At 53.1% G+C, this 19,944-nt stretch carries 18 protein-coding genes; 15 read left to right on the plus strand and 3 right to left on the minus strand.

What is annotated here, in order from left to right; all coding sequences use genetic code 11:
• Positions 1–2 precede the first annotated feature (2 nt).
• The 7 genes from G4551_RS09140 (at position 3) to flgL (ending at position 7,061) form a co-directional block, all read left to right on the plus strand.
• A complete protein-coding gene (locus G4551_RS09140; protein WP_003036200.1) occupies positions 3–758 on the plus strand; it encodes a flagellar basal body rod protein FlgF in 756 nt (251 codons plus the stop codon).
• Positions 759–771: 13 nt separating this feature from the next.
• Complete coding sequence (gene flgG, locus G4551_RS09145; RefSeq protein WP_003036202.1) at positions 772–1,554, plus strand: flagellar basal-body rod protein FlgG; 783 nt, start codon at positions 772–774, stop codon at positions 1,552–1,554.
• A gap of 57 nt (positions 1,555–1,611) precedes the next feature.
• On the plus strand, positions 1,612–2,310 hold the full coding sequence (gene flgH / locus G4551_RS09150; protein ID WP_003836756.1) for a flagellar basal body L-ring protein FlgH: 699 nt from the start codon (positions 1,612–1,614) through the stop codon (positions 2,308–2,310).
• Between the two features lie 33 nt (positions 2,311–2,343).
• Positions 2,344–3,420 carry a flagellar basal body P-ring protein FlgI gene (locus G4551_RS09155; RefSeq protein WP_057063917.1) on the plus strand — a complete coding sequence of 359 codons (1,077 nt, stop codon included), beginning with the start codon at positions 2,344–2,346 and terminating at the stop codon, positions 3,418–3,420.
• Complete coding sequence (flgJ, locus tag G4551_RS09160) at positions 3,420–4,370, plus strand: flagellar assembly peptidoglycan hydrolase FlgJ (RefSeq protein WP_003836755.1); 951 nt, start codon at positions 3,420–3,422, stop codon at positions 4,368–4,370. The genes G4551_RS09155 and flgJ overlap by 1 nt, the downstream gene beginning before the upstream one ends.
• A gap of 64 nt (positions 4,371–4,434) precedes the next feature.
• Positions 4,435–6,093, plus strand: coding sequence for a flagellar hook-associated protein FlgK (gene flgK / locus G4551_RS09165; protein ID WP_003836752.1), 1,659 nt, complete (start codon positions 4,435–4,437; stop codon positions 6,091–6,093).
• Between the two features lie 14 nt (positions 6,094–6,107).
• On the plus strand, positions 6,108–7,061 hold the full coding sequence (gene flgL / locus G4551_RS09170; RefSeq protein ID WP_003836751.1) for a flagellar hook-associated protein FlgL: 954 nt from the start codon (positions 6,108–6,110) through the stop codon (positions 7,059–7,061).
• A 77-nt stretch (positions 7,062–7,138) separates the two neighbouring features.
• Here the strand turns inward: flgL and G4551_RS09175 are convergent, their stop codons facing one another.
• Entirely contained in the window at positions 7,139–8,338 is a 1,200-nt protein-coding gene (locus G4551_RS09175) for an MFS transporter (protein ID WP_003836749.1), read from the minus strand.
• 21 nt (positions 8,339–8,359) lie between these two features.
• Here G4551_RS09175 and G4551_RS09180 point away from each other — a divergent pair, with 21 nt between their 5' ends.
• Positions 8,360–9,385, plus strand: a complete 1,026-nt coding sequence (locus tag G4551_RS09180; protein WP_003836746.1) for a LysR family transcriptional regulator — start codon at positions 8,360–8,362, stop codon at positions 9,383–9,385.
• A 40-nt stretch (positions 9,386–9,425) separates the two neighbouring features.
• Here G4551_RS09180 and rne read toward each other — a convergent pair whose 3' ends face one another.
• Positions 9,426–12,689, minus strand: coding sequence for a ribonuclease E (gene rne / locus G4551_RS09185; protein WP_003836745.1), 3,264 nt, complete (start codon positions 12,687–12,689; stop codon positions 9,426–9,428).
• A 699-nt stretch (positions 12,690–13,388) separates the two neighbouring features.
• Between rne and rluC the strand changes: the two genes are divergently transcribed.
• Positions 13,389–14,342 carry a 23S rRNA pseudouridine(955/2504/2580) synthase RluC gene (gene rluC / locus G4551_RS09190; RefSeq protein ID WP_003036228.1) on the plus strand — a complete coding sequence of 318 codons (954 nt, stop codon included), beginning with the start codon at positions 13,389–13,391 and terminating at the stop codon, positions 14,340–14,342.
• Positions 14,343–14,424: 82 nt separating this feature from the next.
• Here rluC and G4551_RS09195 read toward each other — a convergent pair whose 3' ends face one another.
• Positions 14,425–15,009 (minus strand): Maf family protein, encoded by a 585-nt coding sequence (locus G4551_RS09195; protein WP_003836743.1) that lies wholly within the window; start codon positions 15,007–15,009, stop codon positions 14,425–14,427.
• A 197-nt stretch (positions 15,010–15,206) separates the two neighbouring features.
• Here G4551_RS09195 and yceD point away from each other — a divergent pair, with 197 nt between their 5' ends.
• From yceD to fabG, 6 genes are all read left to right on the plus strand, one after another.
• Complete coding sequence (yceD, locus tag G4551_RS09200; protein ID WP_003036239.1) at positions 15,207–15,728, plus strand: 23S rRNA accumulation protein YceD; 522 nt, start codon at positions 15,207–15,209, stop codon at positions 15,726–15,728.
• A 16-nt stretch (positions 15,729–15,744) separates the two neighbouring features.
• Positions 15,745–15,918, plus strand: coding sequence for a 50S ribosomal protein L32 (gene rpmF / locus G4551_RS09205; RefSeq protein WP_003036242.1), 174 nt, complete (start codon positions 15,745–15,747; stop codon positions 15,916–15,918).
• Between the two features lie 122 nt (positions 15,919–16,040).
• Entirely contained in the window at positions 16,041–17,120 is a 1,080-nt protein-coding gene (gene plsX / locus G4551_RS09210; protein WP_003836738.1) for a phosphate acyltransferase PlsX, read from the plus strand.
• Between the two features lie 78 nt (positions 17,121–17,198).
• Entirely contained in the window at positions 17,199–18,152 is a 954-nt protein-coding gene (gene fabH / locus G4551_RS09215; RefSeq protein WP_003836736.1) for a beta-ketoacyl-ACP synthase III, read from the plus strand.
• A 15-nt stretch (positions 18,153–18,167) separates the two neighbouring features.
• Positions 18,168–19,097 carry an ACP S-malonyltransferase gene (gene fabD / locus G4551_RS09220; protein ID WP_003836734.1) on the plus strand — a complete coding sequence of 310 codons (930 nt, stop codon included), beginning with the start codon at positions 18,168–18,170 and terminating at the stop codon, positions 19,095–19,097.
• Between the two features lie 12 nt (positions 19,098–19,109).
• The gene (fabG, locus tag G4551_RS09225) at positions 19,110–19,844 is read left to right on the plus strand and encodes a 3-oxoacyl-ACP reductase FabG (RefSeq protein WP_003036255.1); all 735 of its coding nucleotides are present in this window, start codon (positions 19,110–19,112) and stop codon (positions 19,842–19,844) included.
• Positions 19,845–19,944 lie beyond the last annotated feature (100 nt).

Raw genomic sequence — 19,944 nt, forward strand, 5'->3', positions numbered from 1 at the left:
TAATGGATCACGCAATTTATACCGCCATGGGCGCGGCCAGTCAGACGCTGAATCAACAGGCGGTGACGGCGAGCAACCTGGCAAACGCCTCCACGCCAGGGTTTCGTGCGCAGCTCAATGCACTGCGCGCGGTTCCTGTAGAAGGATTGTCTTTACCGACGCGTACGCTGGTCGTGGCCTCCACACCGGGGGCCGACATGACGCCGGGTCAGATGGACTATACCTCCCGCCCGCTGGATGTGGCGCTGCAACAGGATGGCTGGTTGGCTGTGCAGACCGCGGATGGTAGCGAAGGATATACCCGTAACGGCGCTATTCAGGTAAGCCCAACGGGTGAACTGACAATTCAGGGACACCCGGTAATTGGCGAAGCCGGACCGATAGCCGTACCGGAAGGTTCAGAAGTCACCATTGCGGCGGACGGGACAATTTCTGCACTTAACCCTGGCGATCCGGCGAATACCGTAGCGCCAGTGGGGCGGCTGAAGCTGGTGAAGGCTACAGGGATCGAAGTGCAACGTGGCGATGACGGTATGTTCCGTCTGACCCAGGCCGCACAGGCTACCCGTGGTGCGACGTTACAGGCCGACCCCAGTATCCGTGTGATGTCGGGCGTGCTGGAAGGCAGTAACGTTAAACCGGTTGCTGCGATGAGCGACATGATCGCCAACGCCCGCCGCTTTGAAATGCAGATGAAAATTATCAGTAGCGTGGATGATAACGCGGGCCGCGCCAACCAACTGCTGTCGATGAGTTAATACAGGACATTTTATGATCAGTTCATTATGGATCGCCAAAACCGGCCTGGATGCGCAGCAAACCAACATGGATGTGATTGCCAACAACTTGGCAAACGTCAGCACCAACGGATTTAAGCGCCAACGCGCCGTGTTTGAAGATCTGTTGTACCAGACGATTCGTCAGCCTGGCGCACAGTCTTCTGAACAAACCACGCTGCCGTCTGGTTTGCAGATTGGTACCGGTGTACGTCCGGTTGCAACCGAGCGTTTACACAGCCAGGGTAACCTGTCGCAGACCAACAACAGTAAAGATGTGGCGATTAAAGGCCAGGGCTTTTTCCAGGTCATGTTGCCCGATGGTACGTCCGCTTATACCCGCGACGGTTCTTTCCAGGTGGATCAGAACGGCCAGTTGGTGACGGCGGGTGGTTTTCAGGTTCAGCCTGCCATCACCATTCCGGCTAACTCGCTCAGTATCACCATTGGACGCGACGGTATTGTCAGCGTGACCCAGCAGGGACAGGCGGCGCCTGTTCAGGTCGGGCAGCTTAACCTGACAACATTTATGAACGATACCGGTCTGGAAAGCATTGGTGAGAATCTGTACACCGAAACGCAGTCATCCGGTGCGCCGAACGAGAGCACGCCGGGGTTGAACGGCGCGGGTCTGCTGTATCAGGGCTATGTTGAAACCTCTAACGTCAACGTGGCGGAAGAGCTGGTAAACATGATCCAGGTTCAGCGCGCTTACGAAATCAACAGTAAAGCGGTATCGACCACCGATCAGATGCTGCAAAAACTGACGCAACTCTAAAGTGGAGTCCGGTGGGGTGAAAACCTCACCGGCACACTGATTTTGAAGATGACCGCAATGCGAAAATACGCGCTTCACCCATACCCTATTTTAGCCCTGCTGGTGGTTTCACTAACAGGATGTGCCTGGATCCCGGCCACGCCCCTCGTGCAGGGTGCGACGACTGCCCAGCCCGTTCCAGGTCCAACGCCGGTGGCGAATGGCTCAATCTTCCAGTCGGCACAACCGATTAACTATGGTTATCAGCCACTCTTTGAAGACCGTCGTCCACGCAATATTGGCGATACGCTGACCATCGTATTGCAGGAAAACGTCAGCGCGAGCAAAAGCTCTTCGGCGAACGCCAGCCGCGACGGCAAGACAAACTTTGGCTTTGATACCGTACCGCGCTATCTGCAAGGTCTGTTCGGTAACGAACGTGCCGACGTAGAAGCCTCAGGCGGTAACTCCTTTAACGGTAAAGGCGGCGCGAACGCCAGAAATACCTTCAGCGGTACGCTGACCGTAACGGTCGATCAGGTACTGGTGAATGGCAACTTACATGTCGTGGGTGAAAAACAGATCGCCATAAATCAGGGCACTGAATTCATTCGCTTCTCCGGGGTCGTTAACCCGCGCACCATCAGTGGCAGCAACTCCGTACCGTCAACCCAGGTTGCGGACGCGCGTATTGAGTACGTCGGAAACGGCTACATCAATGAAGCGCAAAATATGGGCTGGTTGCAGCGTTTCTTCCTTAACTTGTCGCCGATGTAAGCGAGGTACCCCGTGTTTAAATTTTTTGTTGGAATGGCACTGGTGCTGGTAACCGCCTTCGCGCATGCCGACCGTATTCGTGACCTGACCAGCGTGCAAGGCGTGCGGGAAAACTCGCTGATTGGTTATGGGCTAGTGGTCGGTCTGGATGGTACAGGCGACCAGACCACCCAGACGCCGTTTACCACGCAAACGCTCAACAACATGCTGTCGCAGTTGGGGATCACCGTGCCCACCGGCACCAATATGCAGTTGAAAAACGTGGCAGCGGTAATGGTCACCGCGCAGTTCCCGGCCTTTGGTCGTCAGGGGCAAACTATTGACGTTGTAGTCTCTTCCATGGGTAACGCTAAAAGCCTGCGCGGCGGAACGCTGCTGATGACCCCGCTGAAAGGGGTCGATAGCCAGGTATATGCGTTGGCGCAGGGGAATATTCTGGTTGGCGGTGCGGGCGCAGCTGCGGGTGGCAGCAGCGTGCAGGTAAACCAGCTCAATGGCGGACGCATTACCAACGGCGCGACCATCGAACGTGAATTACCCAGCCAGTTCGGCGGCGGTAACACCATTAATCTGCAACTGAATAATGAAGATTTCACGATGGCGCAGCAAATTACCGACACTATTAACCGCTCGCGTGGTTTTGGCAGCGCAACGGCGTTGGATGCCCGCACTATTCAGGTGCGCGTGCCAAGCGGCAACAGCTCGCAGGTGCGTTTCCTTGCTGATATCCAGAATATGGAGGTGAACGTCACGCCGCAGGATGCGAAAGTGATTATCAACTCGCGCACCGGATCTGTCGTCATGAACCGCGAAGTAACGCTGGATAGCTGTGCCGTGGCACAAGGCAACTTGTCGATCACGGTGAACCGCCAGGCGAACGTCAGCCAGCCGGACACACCGTTTGGCGGTGGACAAACCGTAGTGACGCCACAAACTCAGATTGACCTGCGCCAAAGTGGTGGTTCGCTGCAAAGCGTGCGTTCCAGCGCCAACCTGAACAATGTTGTGCGTGCGCTGAATGCGCTGGGAGCAACGCCGATGGATTTGATGTCCATTCTGCAATCGATGCAGAGCGCGGGTTGCTTACGCGCCAAACTGGAAATCATCTAATGATTGGTGACAGCAAACTGCTGACCAGTGCCGCCTGGGATGCGCAATCTCTGAACGAACTGAAAGCGAAAGCGGGTCAGGACCCGGCGGCGAATATCCGCCCGGTCGCCCGTCAGGTTGAAGGGATGTTCGTGCAAATGATGTTGAAAAGCATGCGTGAAGCGTTACCGAAAGATGGCGTGTTTAGCAGCGATTCAACGCGCTTGTATACCAGCATGTATGACCAACAAATTGCGCAGCAGATGACCGCAGGCAAAGGTCTGGGGCTGGCTGAAATGATGGTCAAGCAGATGACTGAAGGGCAAGCGCAACCTGCGGATGACGCGCCGCAGGTGCCGATGAAGTTTTCACTGGAAACGGTGACCAGCTATCAAAATCAGGCACTGACGCAACTGGTCCGCAAAGCCATCCCCCGGGCGACAGAAAGTAATGATCAGCCGCTGTCAGGTGACAGCAAAGACTTCCTCGCCCAGCTGTCACTGCCGGCTAAGCTGGCCAGTCAGCAGAGCGGGGTCCCGCATCATCTGATTTTGGCGCAGGCGGCGCTGGAGTCCGGATGGGGGCAGCGACAAATTCGTCGCGAGAATGGCGAACCGAGTTTCAACATTTTTGGTGTGAAGGCTTCGGGAAGCTGGAAAGGTCCAACCACTGAAATCACCACCACTGAATATGAGAACGGTGAGGCGAAAAAGGTGAAAGCCAGATTCCGTGTCTATAGCTCTTACCTTGAGGCGTTGTCGGATTATGTCGGTCTGATATCCCGTAACCCGCGCTATGCGGCGGTGACCGCTGCCGCGACCGCCGAACAGGGGGCGCAGGCATTGCAAAATGCGGGTTACGCCACAGACCCTAACTATGCACGTAAATTAACCAGCATGATCCAGCAGTTGAAATCGATGAGCGAAAAGGTGAGTAAAACCTACAGCACGAATCTCGATAATCTCTTTTAAATAGCTCAAGTCTACCGACCTGCTGCCGATAATAACGAGTATTGAAGGATTACAAGGAACCTCCATGTCCAGCTTGATTAATAACGCGATGAGTGGACTCAGCGCAGCGCAGGCCGCGTTGAATACTGCCAGTAATAACATCTCCAGCTATAACGTTGCCGGATATACCCGACAAACAACAATTATGGCGCAAGCGAACAGCACGCTGGGTGCGGGGGGCTGGGTAGGCAATGGCGTCTATGTTTCTGGTGTACAACGTGAATATGACTCCTTTATCACTAACCAGTTGAGAGCAGCGCAGAACCAGAGCAGCGGTCTGACAACGCGCTATGAGCAAATGTCAAAAATCGATAATTTGCTCTCCAGCAAAACCAGCTCTATTTCGACCTCAATGCAGGGTTTTTTTACCAGCCTGCAGACGCTGGTCAGTAACGCCGAAGATCCGGCGGCGCGCCAGGCGCTGATCGGTAAAGCTGATGGGTTGGTAAATCAGTTTAAAACGACCGATCAGTATCTGCGCGATCAGGACAAGCAGGTAAACACGGCGATTAAGGCCAGCGTTGACCAGATCAACAATTACTCGAAACAGATTGCCAACCTTAACGACCAGATTTCCCGTATGACGGGCGTCGGCGCGGGGGCATCGCCGAACGATTTACTCGACCAGCGCGACCAGTTGGTGAGTGAACTGAACCAAATTGTCGGCGTGGAAGTCAGCGTGCAGGACGGCGGGACTTACAACGTGACCATGGCGAATGGCTATTCGCTGGTGCAGGGCAGCAACGCTCGCCAACTGGCGGCAGTCCCTTCCAGCGACGATCCCTCTCGCACGACTGTCGCTTATGTTGACGGCGTGGCCGGAGAAGTTGCCATCCCGGAAAAGCTGATCACGACCGGTTCGCTGGGCGGGCTGTTGACGTTCCGTTCGCAGGAACTCGACCAAACGCGTAATACCCTTGGTCAGTTGGCCCTCGCTTTTGCTGATGCGTTTAACACGCAGCACAAAGAAGGTTTTGATGCCAACGGCGACCCGGGCAAAAACTTTTTCGATATTGGTGGCCCGGCAGTCCTTAGCAATACGACGAATAAAGGGACCGGTGCGCTTGATGTTAAAATAACGGATAGTTCGTCGGTGCAAGCCACAGACTATAAAATTACGTTTGATGGTACTGACTGGCAGGTAACCCGTCTGGCTGACAATACCAGCTTTAAGCCGACCGTCACTGGCGGAAAAATGTCGTTTGATGGGCTGGAAATCACTGTCAAAAATGGTGCGCTGGCAAATGACAGCTTTACGGTGAAACCCGTGGGTGACGCCATTATCAATATGAAAGTGGCGGTGACCGATGAGTCGAAAATCGCCATGGCAGAAGTATCCAAAAACGACCTTGATCCGAATGTTGATAAAGGCAAAAGCGATAACCGTAACGGTCAAAAGCTGCTGGATCTGCAAACCAAGTCTACCGTCGGTGATAAAACGTTTAATGATGCCTACGCTACGCTGGTGAGCGATGTCGGGAACAAAACGGCGACGCTGAAAACCAGCGCCACCACTCAGAACAACGTGGTAACGCAGCTTTATAAGCAGCAGCAGTCTATTTCCGGGGTTAACCTCGATGAAGAGTACGGAAATTTGCAGCGTTATCAACAATATTACCTGGCTAATGCGCAAGTTCTGCAAACTGCGAATGCGCTGTTTGATGCACTGATCAATATTCGCTAAGGGAGAGGGAGACTATGCGTATTAGCACCCAGATGATGTACCAGCAGAATATGCGCGGCATCACTAACTCTCAGGCGGAATGGATGAAGTTCGGCGAGCAGATGTCGACGGGTAAACGCGTGATCAATCCATCTGACGATCCGATTGCCGCCTCGCAGGCCGTAGTACTTTCGCAGGCTCAGGCGCAGAACAGCCAATACACACTGGCGCGCTCATTCGCGACGCAAAAAGTATCGCTGGAAGAGAACGTGCTGAATCAGGTGACGACGGCGATCCAGACCGCGCAGGAAAAAATCGTTAGTGCGGGAAACGGTACGTTAAGTGATGATGACCGTGCATCGTTGGCCACCGACCTGCAGGGGATCCGCGATCAACTGATGAACCTGGCGAACAGCACCGACGGTAATGGGCGCTACATTTTTGGCGGATATAAAACAGAATCTGCACCGTTTGCCCAAGCTGATGGCGCTTACAGCGGCGGTACGACAAACGTCACCCAGCAGGTTGATGCCTCCCGGACCATGGTGATTGGTCATACCGGTGATAAAGTCTTCGCCAGTCTGACCAGCAACGCTGTGCCGGAGCCAGGCGGCGGTACCCAGGAAAAGAATGTGTTCAAAATGTTGGATACTGCTATTGATGCGCTTAAGACACCGGTTGAGGGCAATGATGCGGCAAAAGCTACTGCCACTGCAGCCATCGATAAAACCAGCCGAGGTCTTAAAAACTCGCTGAATAATGTGCTGTCCGTGCGTGCAGAATTAGGCACGCAGCTTAGCGAATTGAGCTCGCTGGATTCACTGGGCGCCGATCGTGCATTGGGGCAAACTCAGCAGATGAGTAATCTGGTGGATGTCGACTGGAACGCCGCGATTTCGTCTTACGTGATGCAACAAGCCGCACTACAGGCATCGTATAAAACGTTTACTGATATGCAGGGAATGTCGCTGTTCCAGCTTAACCGGTAACGATCCATTTTGAACATATCTTGAAACTGGGTATGTTTGACTGCCCGCTCCTTTAACACCCCGGAGCGGGCATTTTTTCAGGCAACCGACGGCTTACTAAGCGACGGGTTCCCCGTCAGTCTTATGACCAACGCGATCGCACTGCTGAATGTTGCCAGCGTCACCACTCCTTCCCAGTTGGCAAGCGCATAGACCTGACTCCCGAGAACGGAACCCAGCGCCATACCGATAAACACCATCGTAAACAGCAGAGCGTTCAATCGTCCTCGTGCCTGAGGCTCCAGGCTATAGACCAGGTTTTGGTGGGCAACCAGGCTGGATTGCAATCCGAGATCAAAACCTACCGCCGAAAGGGCGATAAGCAGCCACTGCCCCTGAACGGGAAGGGCGGGTAACAAAAACATCAGTGCGAAAGATACCGTTACCAGCAAAGCACCCAATTGCGTCACTTTTGCTGCACCCACTTTATCGGCAAGATGGCCCGCCATCGGTGCAGCAAGCGCTCCGGCTGCTCCCGCGATACCAAAAGCACCCGCTATAGCGCTACCCAGGTGGTAATGCTCAGATAACATCACCGCCAGCGTAGACCAGAAGGCGCTAAAAGCAATGGACAGAAAGCCTTGTGCCAGTGCTGCGCGGCGCAAGGGGGAATATCGTTGCCAAAGTTGCACCATCGAGAGCATTAATGATGGATAGCTCAACGTGGAATGGACCGTAAAACGAGGCAGTGCTTTCCACATAATCGCGGTAATTACGGCAATACTGACGGCAGCAAGTTGGTACATCTCACGCCAGCCAAACGCCTCACCGACCAGCCCACTGACGGTACGTGAGAGTAAAATTCCCAGCAGAAGGCCCGTCATTACGGTGCCCACCGTTTTTCCCTGTTTGCCTTCGGGCGCCAGTATTGCCGCCGCAGGCACAATATCTTGTGCCATGGTTGCCGCCATGCCCATCAACAGACTCACTATTAACAGTGAATGCAACTGCCCGGTAAAGCTGCATGCCAGAAGCAGCACAGCAAGAGAGATACTTTTCAGCAGGATTAATGTCCTGCGGTCATAACGATCGCCCAATGGCAATAAAAACAAAATACCCAGCGCGTATCCCGCCTGGGTCAGCGTCGGGACCAACCCCATGCCGGTAATACTTAAGTTCAGATCCTGACCCATTAAAGGCAGAAGGGGTTGAGCATAGTAGATAGCAGCGACACTGAATCCGGCACCTACTGCCAGAACGAAAGTGACCCAACGGGAAAGTGCGGTAAATGTGTTCACAGATGATTCCTCAATCACAGGATGTGCGGCTATTTTTATCCTTCAGCGAGTGGCGTGGTAGCGAGCGCAGTGGTAAAACAGTTATACGTCAGACGTATGATGAAACTGAAAATGATAAAAAATGAGCGTATAGACAGGGTGGAGCTGATGCGTACGTTTGTACGTATTGTCGAAGCAGGATCGCTTTCGGCAGCGGCAAAACAGATGGGGACAACGCAAGCGACCGTAAGCCGACGGTTGCAATCCCTGGAAACTCTGCTGGGTGTGAAACTGATCATGCGTACCACGCATGCGATGAAATTGACCGACGACGGCGAAAGAGGCTACCAGCATGCCAAGAAGATTATTGATGCCTGGCTGGCGCTGGAAGATGGACTTAATGTCACAGAAGATGAACCGGTGGGGACGTTGCGAGTCCGTGCACCGCATGCGTTCGGGCAACAACAACTGCTTGAGCCGCTTTTGCAGTTTCTTTCGCGCTATCCCCATGTAGCAGTAGAGTGGATGCTCAACGATAAAACCGTTGATTTTCTGAGCGATAATATTGACTGCGCTATCAGGGTTGGTGCGGAGGTGGATCCGGCCACGGTTGCCGTTTTACTGGCTGAAGTTCCCCGTAGTATGGTGGCGAGCCCTGGGCTGCTGGAACAATACGGCGAGCTTTCTCATCCTGAGCAGTTATCAGCGCTGCCCTGGATTGCCGTGAATACGTTTTATCAACATAGCGTTTCGTTGTTGCACCAATTGCGTAATGAGCCAGTCACGTTGAATATTTCACCCAGATTAAGTACCGACAGTATTTATGTCGCAAGGAATGCCGCGCTGGCGGGGTTGGGAGTGACTATTGTTTCAAGTTGGATGGTGGCGGAGGATATTGCCAACGGACGTCTGGTTGCGTTGCTACCTGAGTGGCATGCGGCGCCGTTGCCTGTACATTTGGTTTATCCGTGGGCGCGTTACTATCCGATTCGCTTACGCAAGTTTCTGGCCTTAATGAAGGATGTTATGCCGCAGCTGACGGGGATGAAAGGCGTAGATCAGATATAAAAAAGCCGACCCGAAGGCCGGCTTTGATATTGATTATGGCTTACTCGACAGGCTGAGGACGTGTTGCTGGCGCAGTCGCTTGATGCGTTGCACTGTGTCCACCTGCGGCACCTTTGCCTTCAAAGGCGAATGCCGGACGCTGCCAGTCGCTATGACGCGGCGCTTCTGGCACATATTCCGGTGCCGGGGCGCGGGTCATCGGTGCGGTCGCATGGCTGTGAAGGTGTTCAGCATCAACACTGGCTGCGACAACTTCAGGCTTAACGACAGTCGCTTCTACAATTGGCGCTGCAACAACTTCCTGCGGCGCAGCAATCTCTTCAGCAACTGGCGCTGTTTCCACAACTTCGGCAATCTCTTCAACCACTTCTGGCTGGGAAATAACAACCTCTGCAGGCTCTTCAACAACCGGCGCAGTCACAACGTCAGCCATAGGTTCGGCTTCAGCGGCGATTTCTTCTGCAACGGGCGCATCAGATGCAGCGATAATTTGCGGTTGTTCCTCGACCGGGGTCGCAATGACTTCCGGATGCGTGGTTTCAACCTGTGTGGTTTCAACAACGGCGGCCTGAGGCTCAGCTACGACAATCTCTGGCTGCACGGCTTCAACTGGCGCAGGGGCATCCACAATGTGTTCCACGGCAGCTGCAGCAACCTGAGGCTCTACGGCGACAGGTGCGGCTTGTTGCTGGACCATTTCTTGTTCGCGCTGTTCTTCAACCTGCTGATCCTGAGGACGTGCGACAGGGTAGCGGATCCAAACTTTACCGGACGCTAATTCAGGAGATGCACAGGCGACCGTTAACGGCATTGGTGACTGAACCGGATAACGCTCGTCACGGTAACGACGACGACGCTGTCCACTGACGCGCAGATGGCGAGGGGAGCGACGGGAACGACGCGGCATACCATTGGAGTCACGCGCGTCGCTGTTGTCTTCCTGCTCAGTCGCAACGACGGCTGGCAGATCAACTTTCGCCAGTTCGGTGCGTTGTGCTGGTGCAGGCTGTTCTGTTGGCTGAGCGGCAGAGGTTTCAGCAACTACTGCGGCAGTTGCCACTTCGGTTTCAACCGCCGGGCTGTCAGTGAAACGCACTTTCTGAGTCAATTGACGCTGTTTACGGCGAGTCTGAGGCTGACGTACGCGCTCTTCCTGCTCGGCATCCTGCACAGGTTGTTCAGCCTGGTTCAGCTCTTTAACTTCCTGCTGAGCCTGACGCTTGTCATCGTTACGACGGCGGTTGCGTTCGCGACGCGGAGCCTGCTGCTCATCGCCAGATTTCGCTTTGTCTGCAACGTCAGTAGTTTGCTGGCGGTTATCGCGAGCTTCCGCATTTTGCTGCTGTGACTGACGACGGTTACGGCGGTTATCTTCACGGTTTTCGCCGTTTTCTGAACGTTCGTTACGGTTGTCACGGTCACCGCGATTATCCCGGTTATCACGACGATCGTTACGGTCGCGACGATTGTTCTGACGCGGTTTACGACGATCCTGCTGGCGTTCGGTTTTCTCTTCAGCTTTCGGCGCAGGTTGTTCAACCGGCTTCACTTCTTCGCTACCACCGAAGATGGACTTCAGTGCGCCAAAGAAACGGCTAATCAAACCGGGCTGTTCGGCAACGGCTGCGGTCGCTGCCGCAGCTTTAGGCGCGGCGGCTTTCGCGGCAGGTTCCTGCAGAGCAGGAGCTGGCGGAACGTCTGGCATGGCGAAGGTGGCCAGCGCCGGTTGCTCAGGCTGTTTACGCTCGACGTACTCTTCTTCCGTCGGCAATGCCATTGCCTCTTCATGCAGTTTCGGCAGTAGATAGCTCAGGGTCGGGGTTTCTTCCCCTTTACGTACGCGCAGCACAGAATAGTGCGGGGTTTCCATCTGATCGTTTGGCACGATCACACAGCGCACGCCATTCTGACGCGTCTCGATTGCATTTACCGCGGTACGCTTTTCGTTGAGCAGGTAGGAAGCGATCGGCACAGGAACAATAGCGTGTACTTCCTGCGTATTTTCTTTCAGTGCTTCTTCTTCGATCAGACGCAGAATAGACAGCGACAGTGATTCGTTATCACGTACGGTACCGGTGCCGGAGCAGCGCGGGCACACGTGATGGCTGGATTCACCCAGTGACGGGCTCAGACGCTGACGGGACATTTCCAGCAGACCGAAGCGAGAAATATGGCTGATCTGAATACGCGCTCTGTCCTGGCGTACGGCCTCGCGCAGACGGTTTTCAACCGCGCGCTGGTGACGAACCGGTGTCATATCAATGAAGTCGATTACAATCAGACCGCCGAGATCGCGCAGACGCAGCTGACGTGCAATTTCATCGGCTGCTTCAAGGTTGGTGTTGAACGCTGTTTCTTCGATGTCGCCGCCGCGGGTTGCGCGTGCGGAGTTGATATCGATAGCGGTCAGTGCTTCAGTGCTGTCGATAACGATTGAGCCGCCGGACGGCAGACGCACTTCGCGTTGGAACGCGGACTCAATCTGAGACTCGATCTGATAGTGGCTGAACAGCGGGATTTCGCCGGTGTACAGTTTGATTTTGCTGCTGAAATCCGGACGACCCAGCGCGGCGATGTGCTGACGCGCCATCTCCATGACTTTTGGGTTGTCGATGAGGATTTCGCCGATGTCCTGGCGCAGATAGTCGCGGAAGGCACGCACGATAACGTTGCTTTCCTGATGGATCAGGAACGGAGCAGGGCGGCTGTCAGCGGCTTTTTGAATCGCTTCCCAGTGCTTCAGGCGGAAGCTTAGATCCCACTGCAGCGCTTCGGCGGATTTGCCTACACCTGCGGTACGCACGATAAGCCCCATGCCATCAGGCAGTTCCAGGCTTGCCAGCGCTTCTTTTAATTCGGTACGGTCGTCGCCTTCAATGCGACGGGAGATGCCGCCCGCGCGCGGGTTGTTCGGCATCAGAACCAGATAACTACCCGCCAAGCTGATAAAGGTAGTCAGCGCAGCGCCTTTGTTGCCGCGTTCTTCTTTATCGATCTGAACGATGACTTCCTGACCTTCACGCAACACGTCTTTAATGTTGGGACGACCATGGGAGTTGTAGTTAGCGGGAAAGTATTCGCGGGCAATTTCTTTTAACGGGAGGAAACCGTGACGTTCAGCGCCGTAATCAACAAAAGCAGCTTCCAGACTCGGTTCAATACGGGTAATTTTGCCTTTATAGATGTTGGCTTTTTTCTGTTCGTGTCCAGGACTTTCGATATCCAGATCGTACAGACGTTGCCCATCTACAAGGGCGACACGCAACTCTTCCTGCTGAGTCGCGTTAATTAACATTCTTTTCATCGTAACTTACTCATTATTCTTACATTGACGACTAAGCTGCGGGCAGAGTAATGCCTTTCCGGGTGTGAACCGATGGCCTCGTGTCTATTCGCGTCGCCAACCTCACGGTTATCGTCAGCTCAAAGAGGCGCAGAGTGTCGGTTGCCTGTATTTCATACGGAAACACAGCGCAATTATCAGGGGAACAGTCTGGGTGTTACTCTCCAGAGAAGCTTCCATTGTGCTTGTCGTCTTTCACGCTGTCGGTGCGTTGGCTTTATCTTCTCACCCTGGTCGCTTACAGGAGTAAGAACCTGGGGGTATCCAGACTTGCCGCCTTCCTACAATGTGAAATCCATAGAGCACTTACCGGTAAGGACTGCAACCCGCAGCCCGCTAACTGCCTGAAAGATCAATACGTCTTACGCCATTGCTGCGTTGATGATCGGTCGGGCAAAATTGGGTCATTCCGGAAAAGTTCTTGTTTTAACAAGATTCAACACGGAAACAACCGCATTATTCCACTGCTAACCTTGTTATAGCAAGATGACTTTTGCCATTTATCGCCCGGTTACTCACAGTTTTTTCACTTCCGCGTAGTGATTGCTTTAATAACCACCAAATCGGCTATGTCAAACTTAAGTAATAAGGTATAGCAGTTAATATAAGCATAGAAAAATGTGTGGCGCGAATCTTGATGGCTATTTAAAATCGGCCCCCATGAAAACAGAGACTCCAGCCGTAAAAACAGTTGCCATTACTGCCGACGAAGCAGGGCAACGCATCGACAACTTTTTGCGCACCCAGCTTAAGGGTGTGCCGAAAAGTATGATTTATCGCATTTTGCGTAAAGGCGAAGTGCGGGTGAATAAAAAACGCATTAAACCCGAGTACAAACTCGAAGATGGGGATATTGTGCGTATTCCACCTGTGCGTGTCGCTGAACGTGAAGAAGAGGCCATTTCGCCAAACCTGCAGAAGGTTGCGGCGCTGACCGATGTCATTTTATATGAAGATGACCACATTCTGGTGCTGAACAAACCTTCAGGTACGGCCGTGCATGGCGGAAGCGGGTTAAGCTTTGGCGTCATTGAAGGATTACGTGCGTTGCGTCCGGAAGCGCGTTTCCTTGAGCTGGTGCATCGCCTCGACCGGGATACCTCCGGTGTGCTGCTGGTTGCCAAAAAACGCTCAGCCTTGCGTTCATTGCATGAACAACTGCGTGAAAAAGGCATGCAGAAAGATTACCTCGCGCTGGTTCGAGGCCAATGGCAGTCGCATGTCAAAACCGTGCAGGCGCCGCTGTTAAAGAACATTCTGCAAAGCGGCGAGCGTATCGTGCGGGTGAATCAGGAAGGCAAACCGTCAGAAACACGTTTTAAAGTGGAAGAGCGCTATGCGTTTGCCACGCTTGTGCGCTGTAGCCCGGTGACCGGACGTACGCACCAGATCCGTGTGCATACCCAGTATGCCGGTCATCCAATTGCTTTTGACGATCGCTACGGTGACCGTGAGTTCGATAAGCAACTGGCGGATACGGGGTTGAACCGACTTTTCCTGCATGCCGCAGCGTTGAAGTTTACTCATCCGGGTACGGGGGAAGTGATGCGTATTGAAGCGCCAATGGATAAACAGTTGAAGCGCTGCCTCGAGGTATTACGCAGCAAAGCCTGATGCGCGTTGCTTATCAGGCCTACAATCGTGTGATGGACCGTAGGCCTGATAAGACGCATCGCGTCGACATCAGGCAGATTAATCAGGCGTTCAACGGGTTCATTTCTTCCCGCCGCAGCATTTGACACAACGCGATCAGCGGCAAACCTACCAAGGTATTTGGGTCACGACCCTCCAGGCGTTCAAAGAGTGCAATACCTAACCCTTCACTTTTGAAACTACCTGCACAATGGAGCGGACGCTCTTTGCGCAGATAATCATCAATTTCCGCCTCGCTTAAATGACGGAAATGGACGTCAAAAGGTTCTACTTCAGTTTGTAAATGTCCGGTCGCAGAATTATACAGCGCCAGTCCGGTGTAAAATGTCACAATATTGCCACGGGCTTTGAGTAATTGCTGGCGCGCATTTTCTTCTGTTAATGGTTTGCCGGTTATTTCACCATCAAGAACACAAATTTGATCGGAGCCAATAATCAGATGCGAGGGATAACGGTGGGCGAGTGATTGCGCTTTTTGCTGCGCCAGTCGCAACACCAGATGACGTGGCGCCTCGCCTGGTAATGGTGTTTCATCAACCTCTGGTGCTGCGCATTCGAACGGAATTGCCAGTTTTTCGAGTAAAGCGCGACGCCAGGGAGAGGTGGAAGCAAGAATAAGTTGAGGCATATTTTTTCCCTCGCATATAGCGTATTGATGAGAGCCATTTTAAACTATGGACTTCGACCTACAAGCTGGCTGTAGTGGCTTGTCTTGAGCGATTTTAAGTCGATGACCCGCAATGTGTGCGAATTATTGGCAAAAGGCAACCACAGGCTGCCTTTTTCTTTGACTATATGACGTTACAAAGTTAATATGCGCGCCCTATGCAAAAGGTAAAATTACCCCTGACTCTTGATCCGGTTCGTACGGCTCAAAAACGCCTCGATTATGAAGGTATCTATACTTCTGATCTGGTTGAGCGCGTCGCCGATTCTGTAGTCAGTGTGGACAGTGATGTGGAATGCTCCATGTCGTTCGCTATCGATAACCAGCGTCTCGCCGTTATAACCGGTGATGCGAAGGTATCGGTTACGCTCGAATGTCAGCGTTGCGGGAAACCGTTCCCACTTCATGTTCACACAACATATTGTTTTAGTCCTGTCCGTTCTGACGAGCAGGCTGAAGCACTCCCGGAAGCGTATGAGCCGATTGAGGTTAACGAATTCGGTGAAATCGATCTGCTTGCAATGGTTGAAGATGAGATTATCCTCTCCTTGCCGGTAGTTCCGGTGCATGATTCTGAACACTGTGAAGTGTCCGAGGCGGACATGGTCTTTGGCGAATTGCCTGATGAAGCGCAAAAACCAAACCCATTTGCCGTATTAGCCAGCTTAAAGCGTAAGTAATTGAGGAGTAAGGTCCATGGCCGTACAACAGAATAAACCAACCCGTTCCAAACGTGGCATGCGTCGTTCTCATGACGCTCTGACCGCAGTCACCAGCCTGTCTGTAGACAAAACTTCTGGTGAACAACACCTGCGTCACCACATCACTGCCGACGGTTTCTACCGTGGCCGTAAGGTAATCGCTAAGTAATCACGCATGACTCAATGGCTTTCCACCCCTGGTGAGAAAGACAAAGAGTGAACGCGTGATGAAGCTTAGTGAGGCTTTCCCCGGGTAACTGGGGAAACACCTAACCGGGCAGCGACGATACCTTGACACGTCTAACCCTGGCGTTAGATGTCATGGGGGGAGATTTTGGCCCTACCGTGACAGTGCCTGCAGCATTGCAGGCACTGAATTCTAATTCGCAACTCACACTTCTTTTAGTCGGGGATCCCGATACAATCACGCCATTACTTGCCAAAGCTGACTTCGAACAACGTTCGCGTCTGCAGATTATCCCTGCTCAGTCAGTTATTGCCAGTGATGCCCGGCCCTCGCAAGCTATTCGCGCCAGTCGTGGAAGCTCAATGCGTGTTGCCCTGGAGCTCGTGAAAGAAGGTCAGGCACAAGCTTGTGTCAGCGCCGGTAATACGGGCGCACTTATGGGACTTGCGAAGTTATTGCTCAAACCCCTTGATGGGATTGAGCGTCCGGCGTTGGTGACGGTTTTACCGCATCAGCAAAAGGGCAAAACGGTGGTGCTGGATTTGGGCGCCAACGTAGATTGTGATAGCACTATGTTGGTGCAATTTGCCGTCATGGGTTCCGTGCTGGCAGAAGAGGTTGTTGGCATTGCCAATCCTCGCGTAGCGTTACTCAACATCGGCGAAGAAGAAACGAAAGGTCTCGACAGTATTCGAGATGCTTCAGCTGTGCTAAAAACAATCCCTTCCATTAATTATATCGGCTATCTTGAAGCCAATGAGTTACTGACTGGCAAAACCGATGTGTTGGTCTGTGACGGTTTTACAGGTAATGTCACATTAAAGACGATGGAAGGTGTTGTCAGAATGTTCCTTTCACTGCTGAAATCTCAGGGTGAGGGCAAAAAACGGTCGTGGTGGCTTCTGTTATTAAAACGTTGGTTACAAAAAAGCCTGACAAGGCGATTTAGTCACCTCAACCCCGACCAGTATAATGGCGCCTGTCTGTTAGGATTGCGCGGCACGGTGATTAAGAGTCATGGTGCGGCCAATCAGCGAGCATTTGAAGTCGCGATTGAACAGGCAGTGCAGGCGGTGCAGCGACAAGTTCCTCAGCGAATTGCCGCTCGCCTGGAATCTGTATACCCAGCTGGATTCGAACTGCTGGACGGTGGCGAAAGCGCAACCTCACGAGCACACAGATAAACGGTGCGTTTGTGAATGTAGCCAACGTATCAGCGATTTGCTCGTGGCGGTATATAACCAAAAAGTGACTGAGCGTACATGTATACGAAGATTATTGGTACTGGCAGCTATCTGCCTGAACAAGTGCGTACTAACGCCGATTTGGAAAAAATGGTTGAGACATCTGATGAGTGGATCGTCACTCGTACAGGTATCCGTGAACGCCATATTGCAGAGCCAAATGAAACAGTTGCGACGATGGGCTTTGCCGCCGCAAACCGTGCGATTGAAATGGCGGGCATCGACAAAGAACAAATTGGTCTGATTGTGGTTGCTACCACATCATCCACTCACGCATTTCCAAGCGCGGCGTGCCAGATCCAAAGTATGCTGGGGATCAAAGGCTGTCCGGCGTTTGACGTTGCGGCCGCTTGCGCTGGTTTCACTTACGCCCTGAGCGTTGCCGACCAGTATGTTAAATCTGGCGCAGTTAAGCATGCTCTGGTCGTTGGCTCTGATGTTCTGGCGCGCACCTGTGATCCAACCGATCGCGGAACGATCATCATTTTCGGTGATGGGGCGGGCGCGGTTGTACTGAGCGCATCAGAAGAGCCAGGCATTCTCTCCACGCATCTGCACGCTGACGGTCGCTATGGCGAACTGTTGACGCTGCCTAACGCCGATCGCGTGAACCCAGAAAACCCGATTCATCTGACGATGGCGGGTAACGAAGTATTTAAAGTCGCGGTGACCGAGCTTGCGCACATCGTTGATGAAACGCTGGAAGCCAATAATCTCGACCGTTCTGCGCTGGACTGGCTGGTACCGCATCAGGCTAACCTGCGCATTATCAGCGCGACGGCGAAAAAGCTGGGTATGTCGATGGATAATGTTGTCGTGACGCTCGACAGACATGGTAATACCTCTGCTGCCTCCGTACCGTGCGCGCTGGACGAAGCCGTCCGCGACGGGCGTATTAAAGCTGGGCAGTTGATATTGCTTGAAGCCTTCGGGGGTGGATTCACCTGGGGCTCCGCGCTGGTTCGTTTCTAGTATAAGGATTTAAACATGACGCAATTTGCATTTGTGTTTCCGGGGCAGGGTTCCCAGACCGTTGGGATGTTGTCTGAAATCGCAGCAAGCTACCCGATTGTTGAAGAAACATTTGCTGAAGCATCAGCTGCGCTGGGCTATGATCTGTGGGCGTTGACTCAGCAGGGTCCGGCCGAAGAACTGAATAAAACCTGGCAGACGCAGCCAGCGCTGTTGACCGCATCTGTCGCGCTTTACCGCGTATGGCAGCAGCAGGGCGGTAAAACACCTGCGCTGATGGCGGGTCACAGCCTGGGCGAATATTCTGCGCTGGTCTGCGCAGGCGTGATCGCATTTGCTGATGCCGTACGTCTGGTTGAACTGCGCGGTAAGTTCATGCAGGAAGCTGTACCAGAAGGCACAGGCGGCATGTCTGCGATTATCGGTCTTGATGATGCGTCTATCGCTAAAGCATGTGAAGAGTCAGCAGAAGGCCAGGTTGTTTCTCCGGTCAACTTCAACTCGCCAGGTCAGGTGGTTATCGCGGGTCATAAAGAAGCGGTTGAACGTGCGGGCGCTGCCTGTAAAGCTGCGGGTGCGAAACGTGCTCTGCCACTGCCAGTTAGCGTGCCGTCTCACTGTGCGCTGATGAAGCCTGCTGCTGAGAAACTGGCCGTTGAGCTGCAGAAAATCACCTTTAACGCACCGACGGTTCCGGTCGTGAACAACGTCGATGTGAAGTGTGAAACCACGGCAGACGCTATTCGCGATGCGTTGGTTCGTCAGCTGTATAGCCCGGTTCAGTGGACTAAAACCGTTGAATTTATGGCGTCCCAGGGCGTAGAGCACCTGTATGAAGTCGGTCCGGGTAAAGTTCTGACCGGTTTGACGAAACGTATTGTTGACACCCTGACTGCTTCGGCACTGAATGAGCCGGCGGCACTGTCTGCGGCGCTAGAGCAATAAAAGAGGAAGACCATGAGTTTTGAAGGAAAAATCGCGCTGGTTACCGGTGCAAGCCGTGGCATTGGCCGCGCAATTGCTGAGACACTCGTTGCCCGTGGCGCGAAAGTTATCGGTACTGCTACCAGCGAAAGCGGCGCGCAGGCCATTAGTGATTATTTAGGTGCAAATGGTAAAGGTCTGATGTTGAATGTGACCGATCCTGCATCTATCGAATCTGTTCTGGAAAATATTCGCGCAGAATTTGGTGAAGTCGATATCCTGGTCAATAATGCCGGGATTACTCGTGATAACCTGTTAATGCGCATGAAAGATGACGAGTGGAACGATATCATCGAAACCAACCTGTCATCTGTTTTCCGTCTGTCAAAAGCGGTAATGCGAGCTATGATGAAAAAGCGTCATGGGCGTATTATCACTATCGGTTCTGTGGTTGGTACCATGGGAAATGCGGGTCAGGCTAACTACGCTGCGGCGAAAGCGGGTCTGATCGGCTTCAGTAAATCACTGGCGCGCGAAGTTGCGTCTCGTGGCATTACTGTAAACGTTGTTGCTCCGGGCTTTATTGAAACGGACATGACGCGTGCGCTGTCTGATGATCAGCGTGCGGGTATTCTGGCGCAGGTTCCTGCGGGTCGCCTTGGCGGCGCTCAGGAAATCGCCAGTGCGGTTGCATTTTTAGCTTCTGACGAAGCAAGTTACATCACAGGTGAGACTTTGCACGTCAACGGCGGGATGTACATGGTTTAACCACGATTGAAAAATATTTGCGTTATTAGGGTGAATGGCCTCAAAATAGCGCAAAATCGTGGTAAGACCTGCCGGGATTTAGTTGCAAATTTTTCAACAT

This window comes from Citrobacter freundii ATCC 8090 = MTCC 1658 = NBRC 12681 (genome assembly GCF_011064845.1).
GTDB classification, from domain to species: Bacteria; Pseudomonadota; Gammaproteobacteria; order Enterobacterales; family Enterobacteriaceae; genus Citrobacter; species Citrobacter freundii.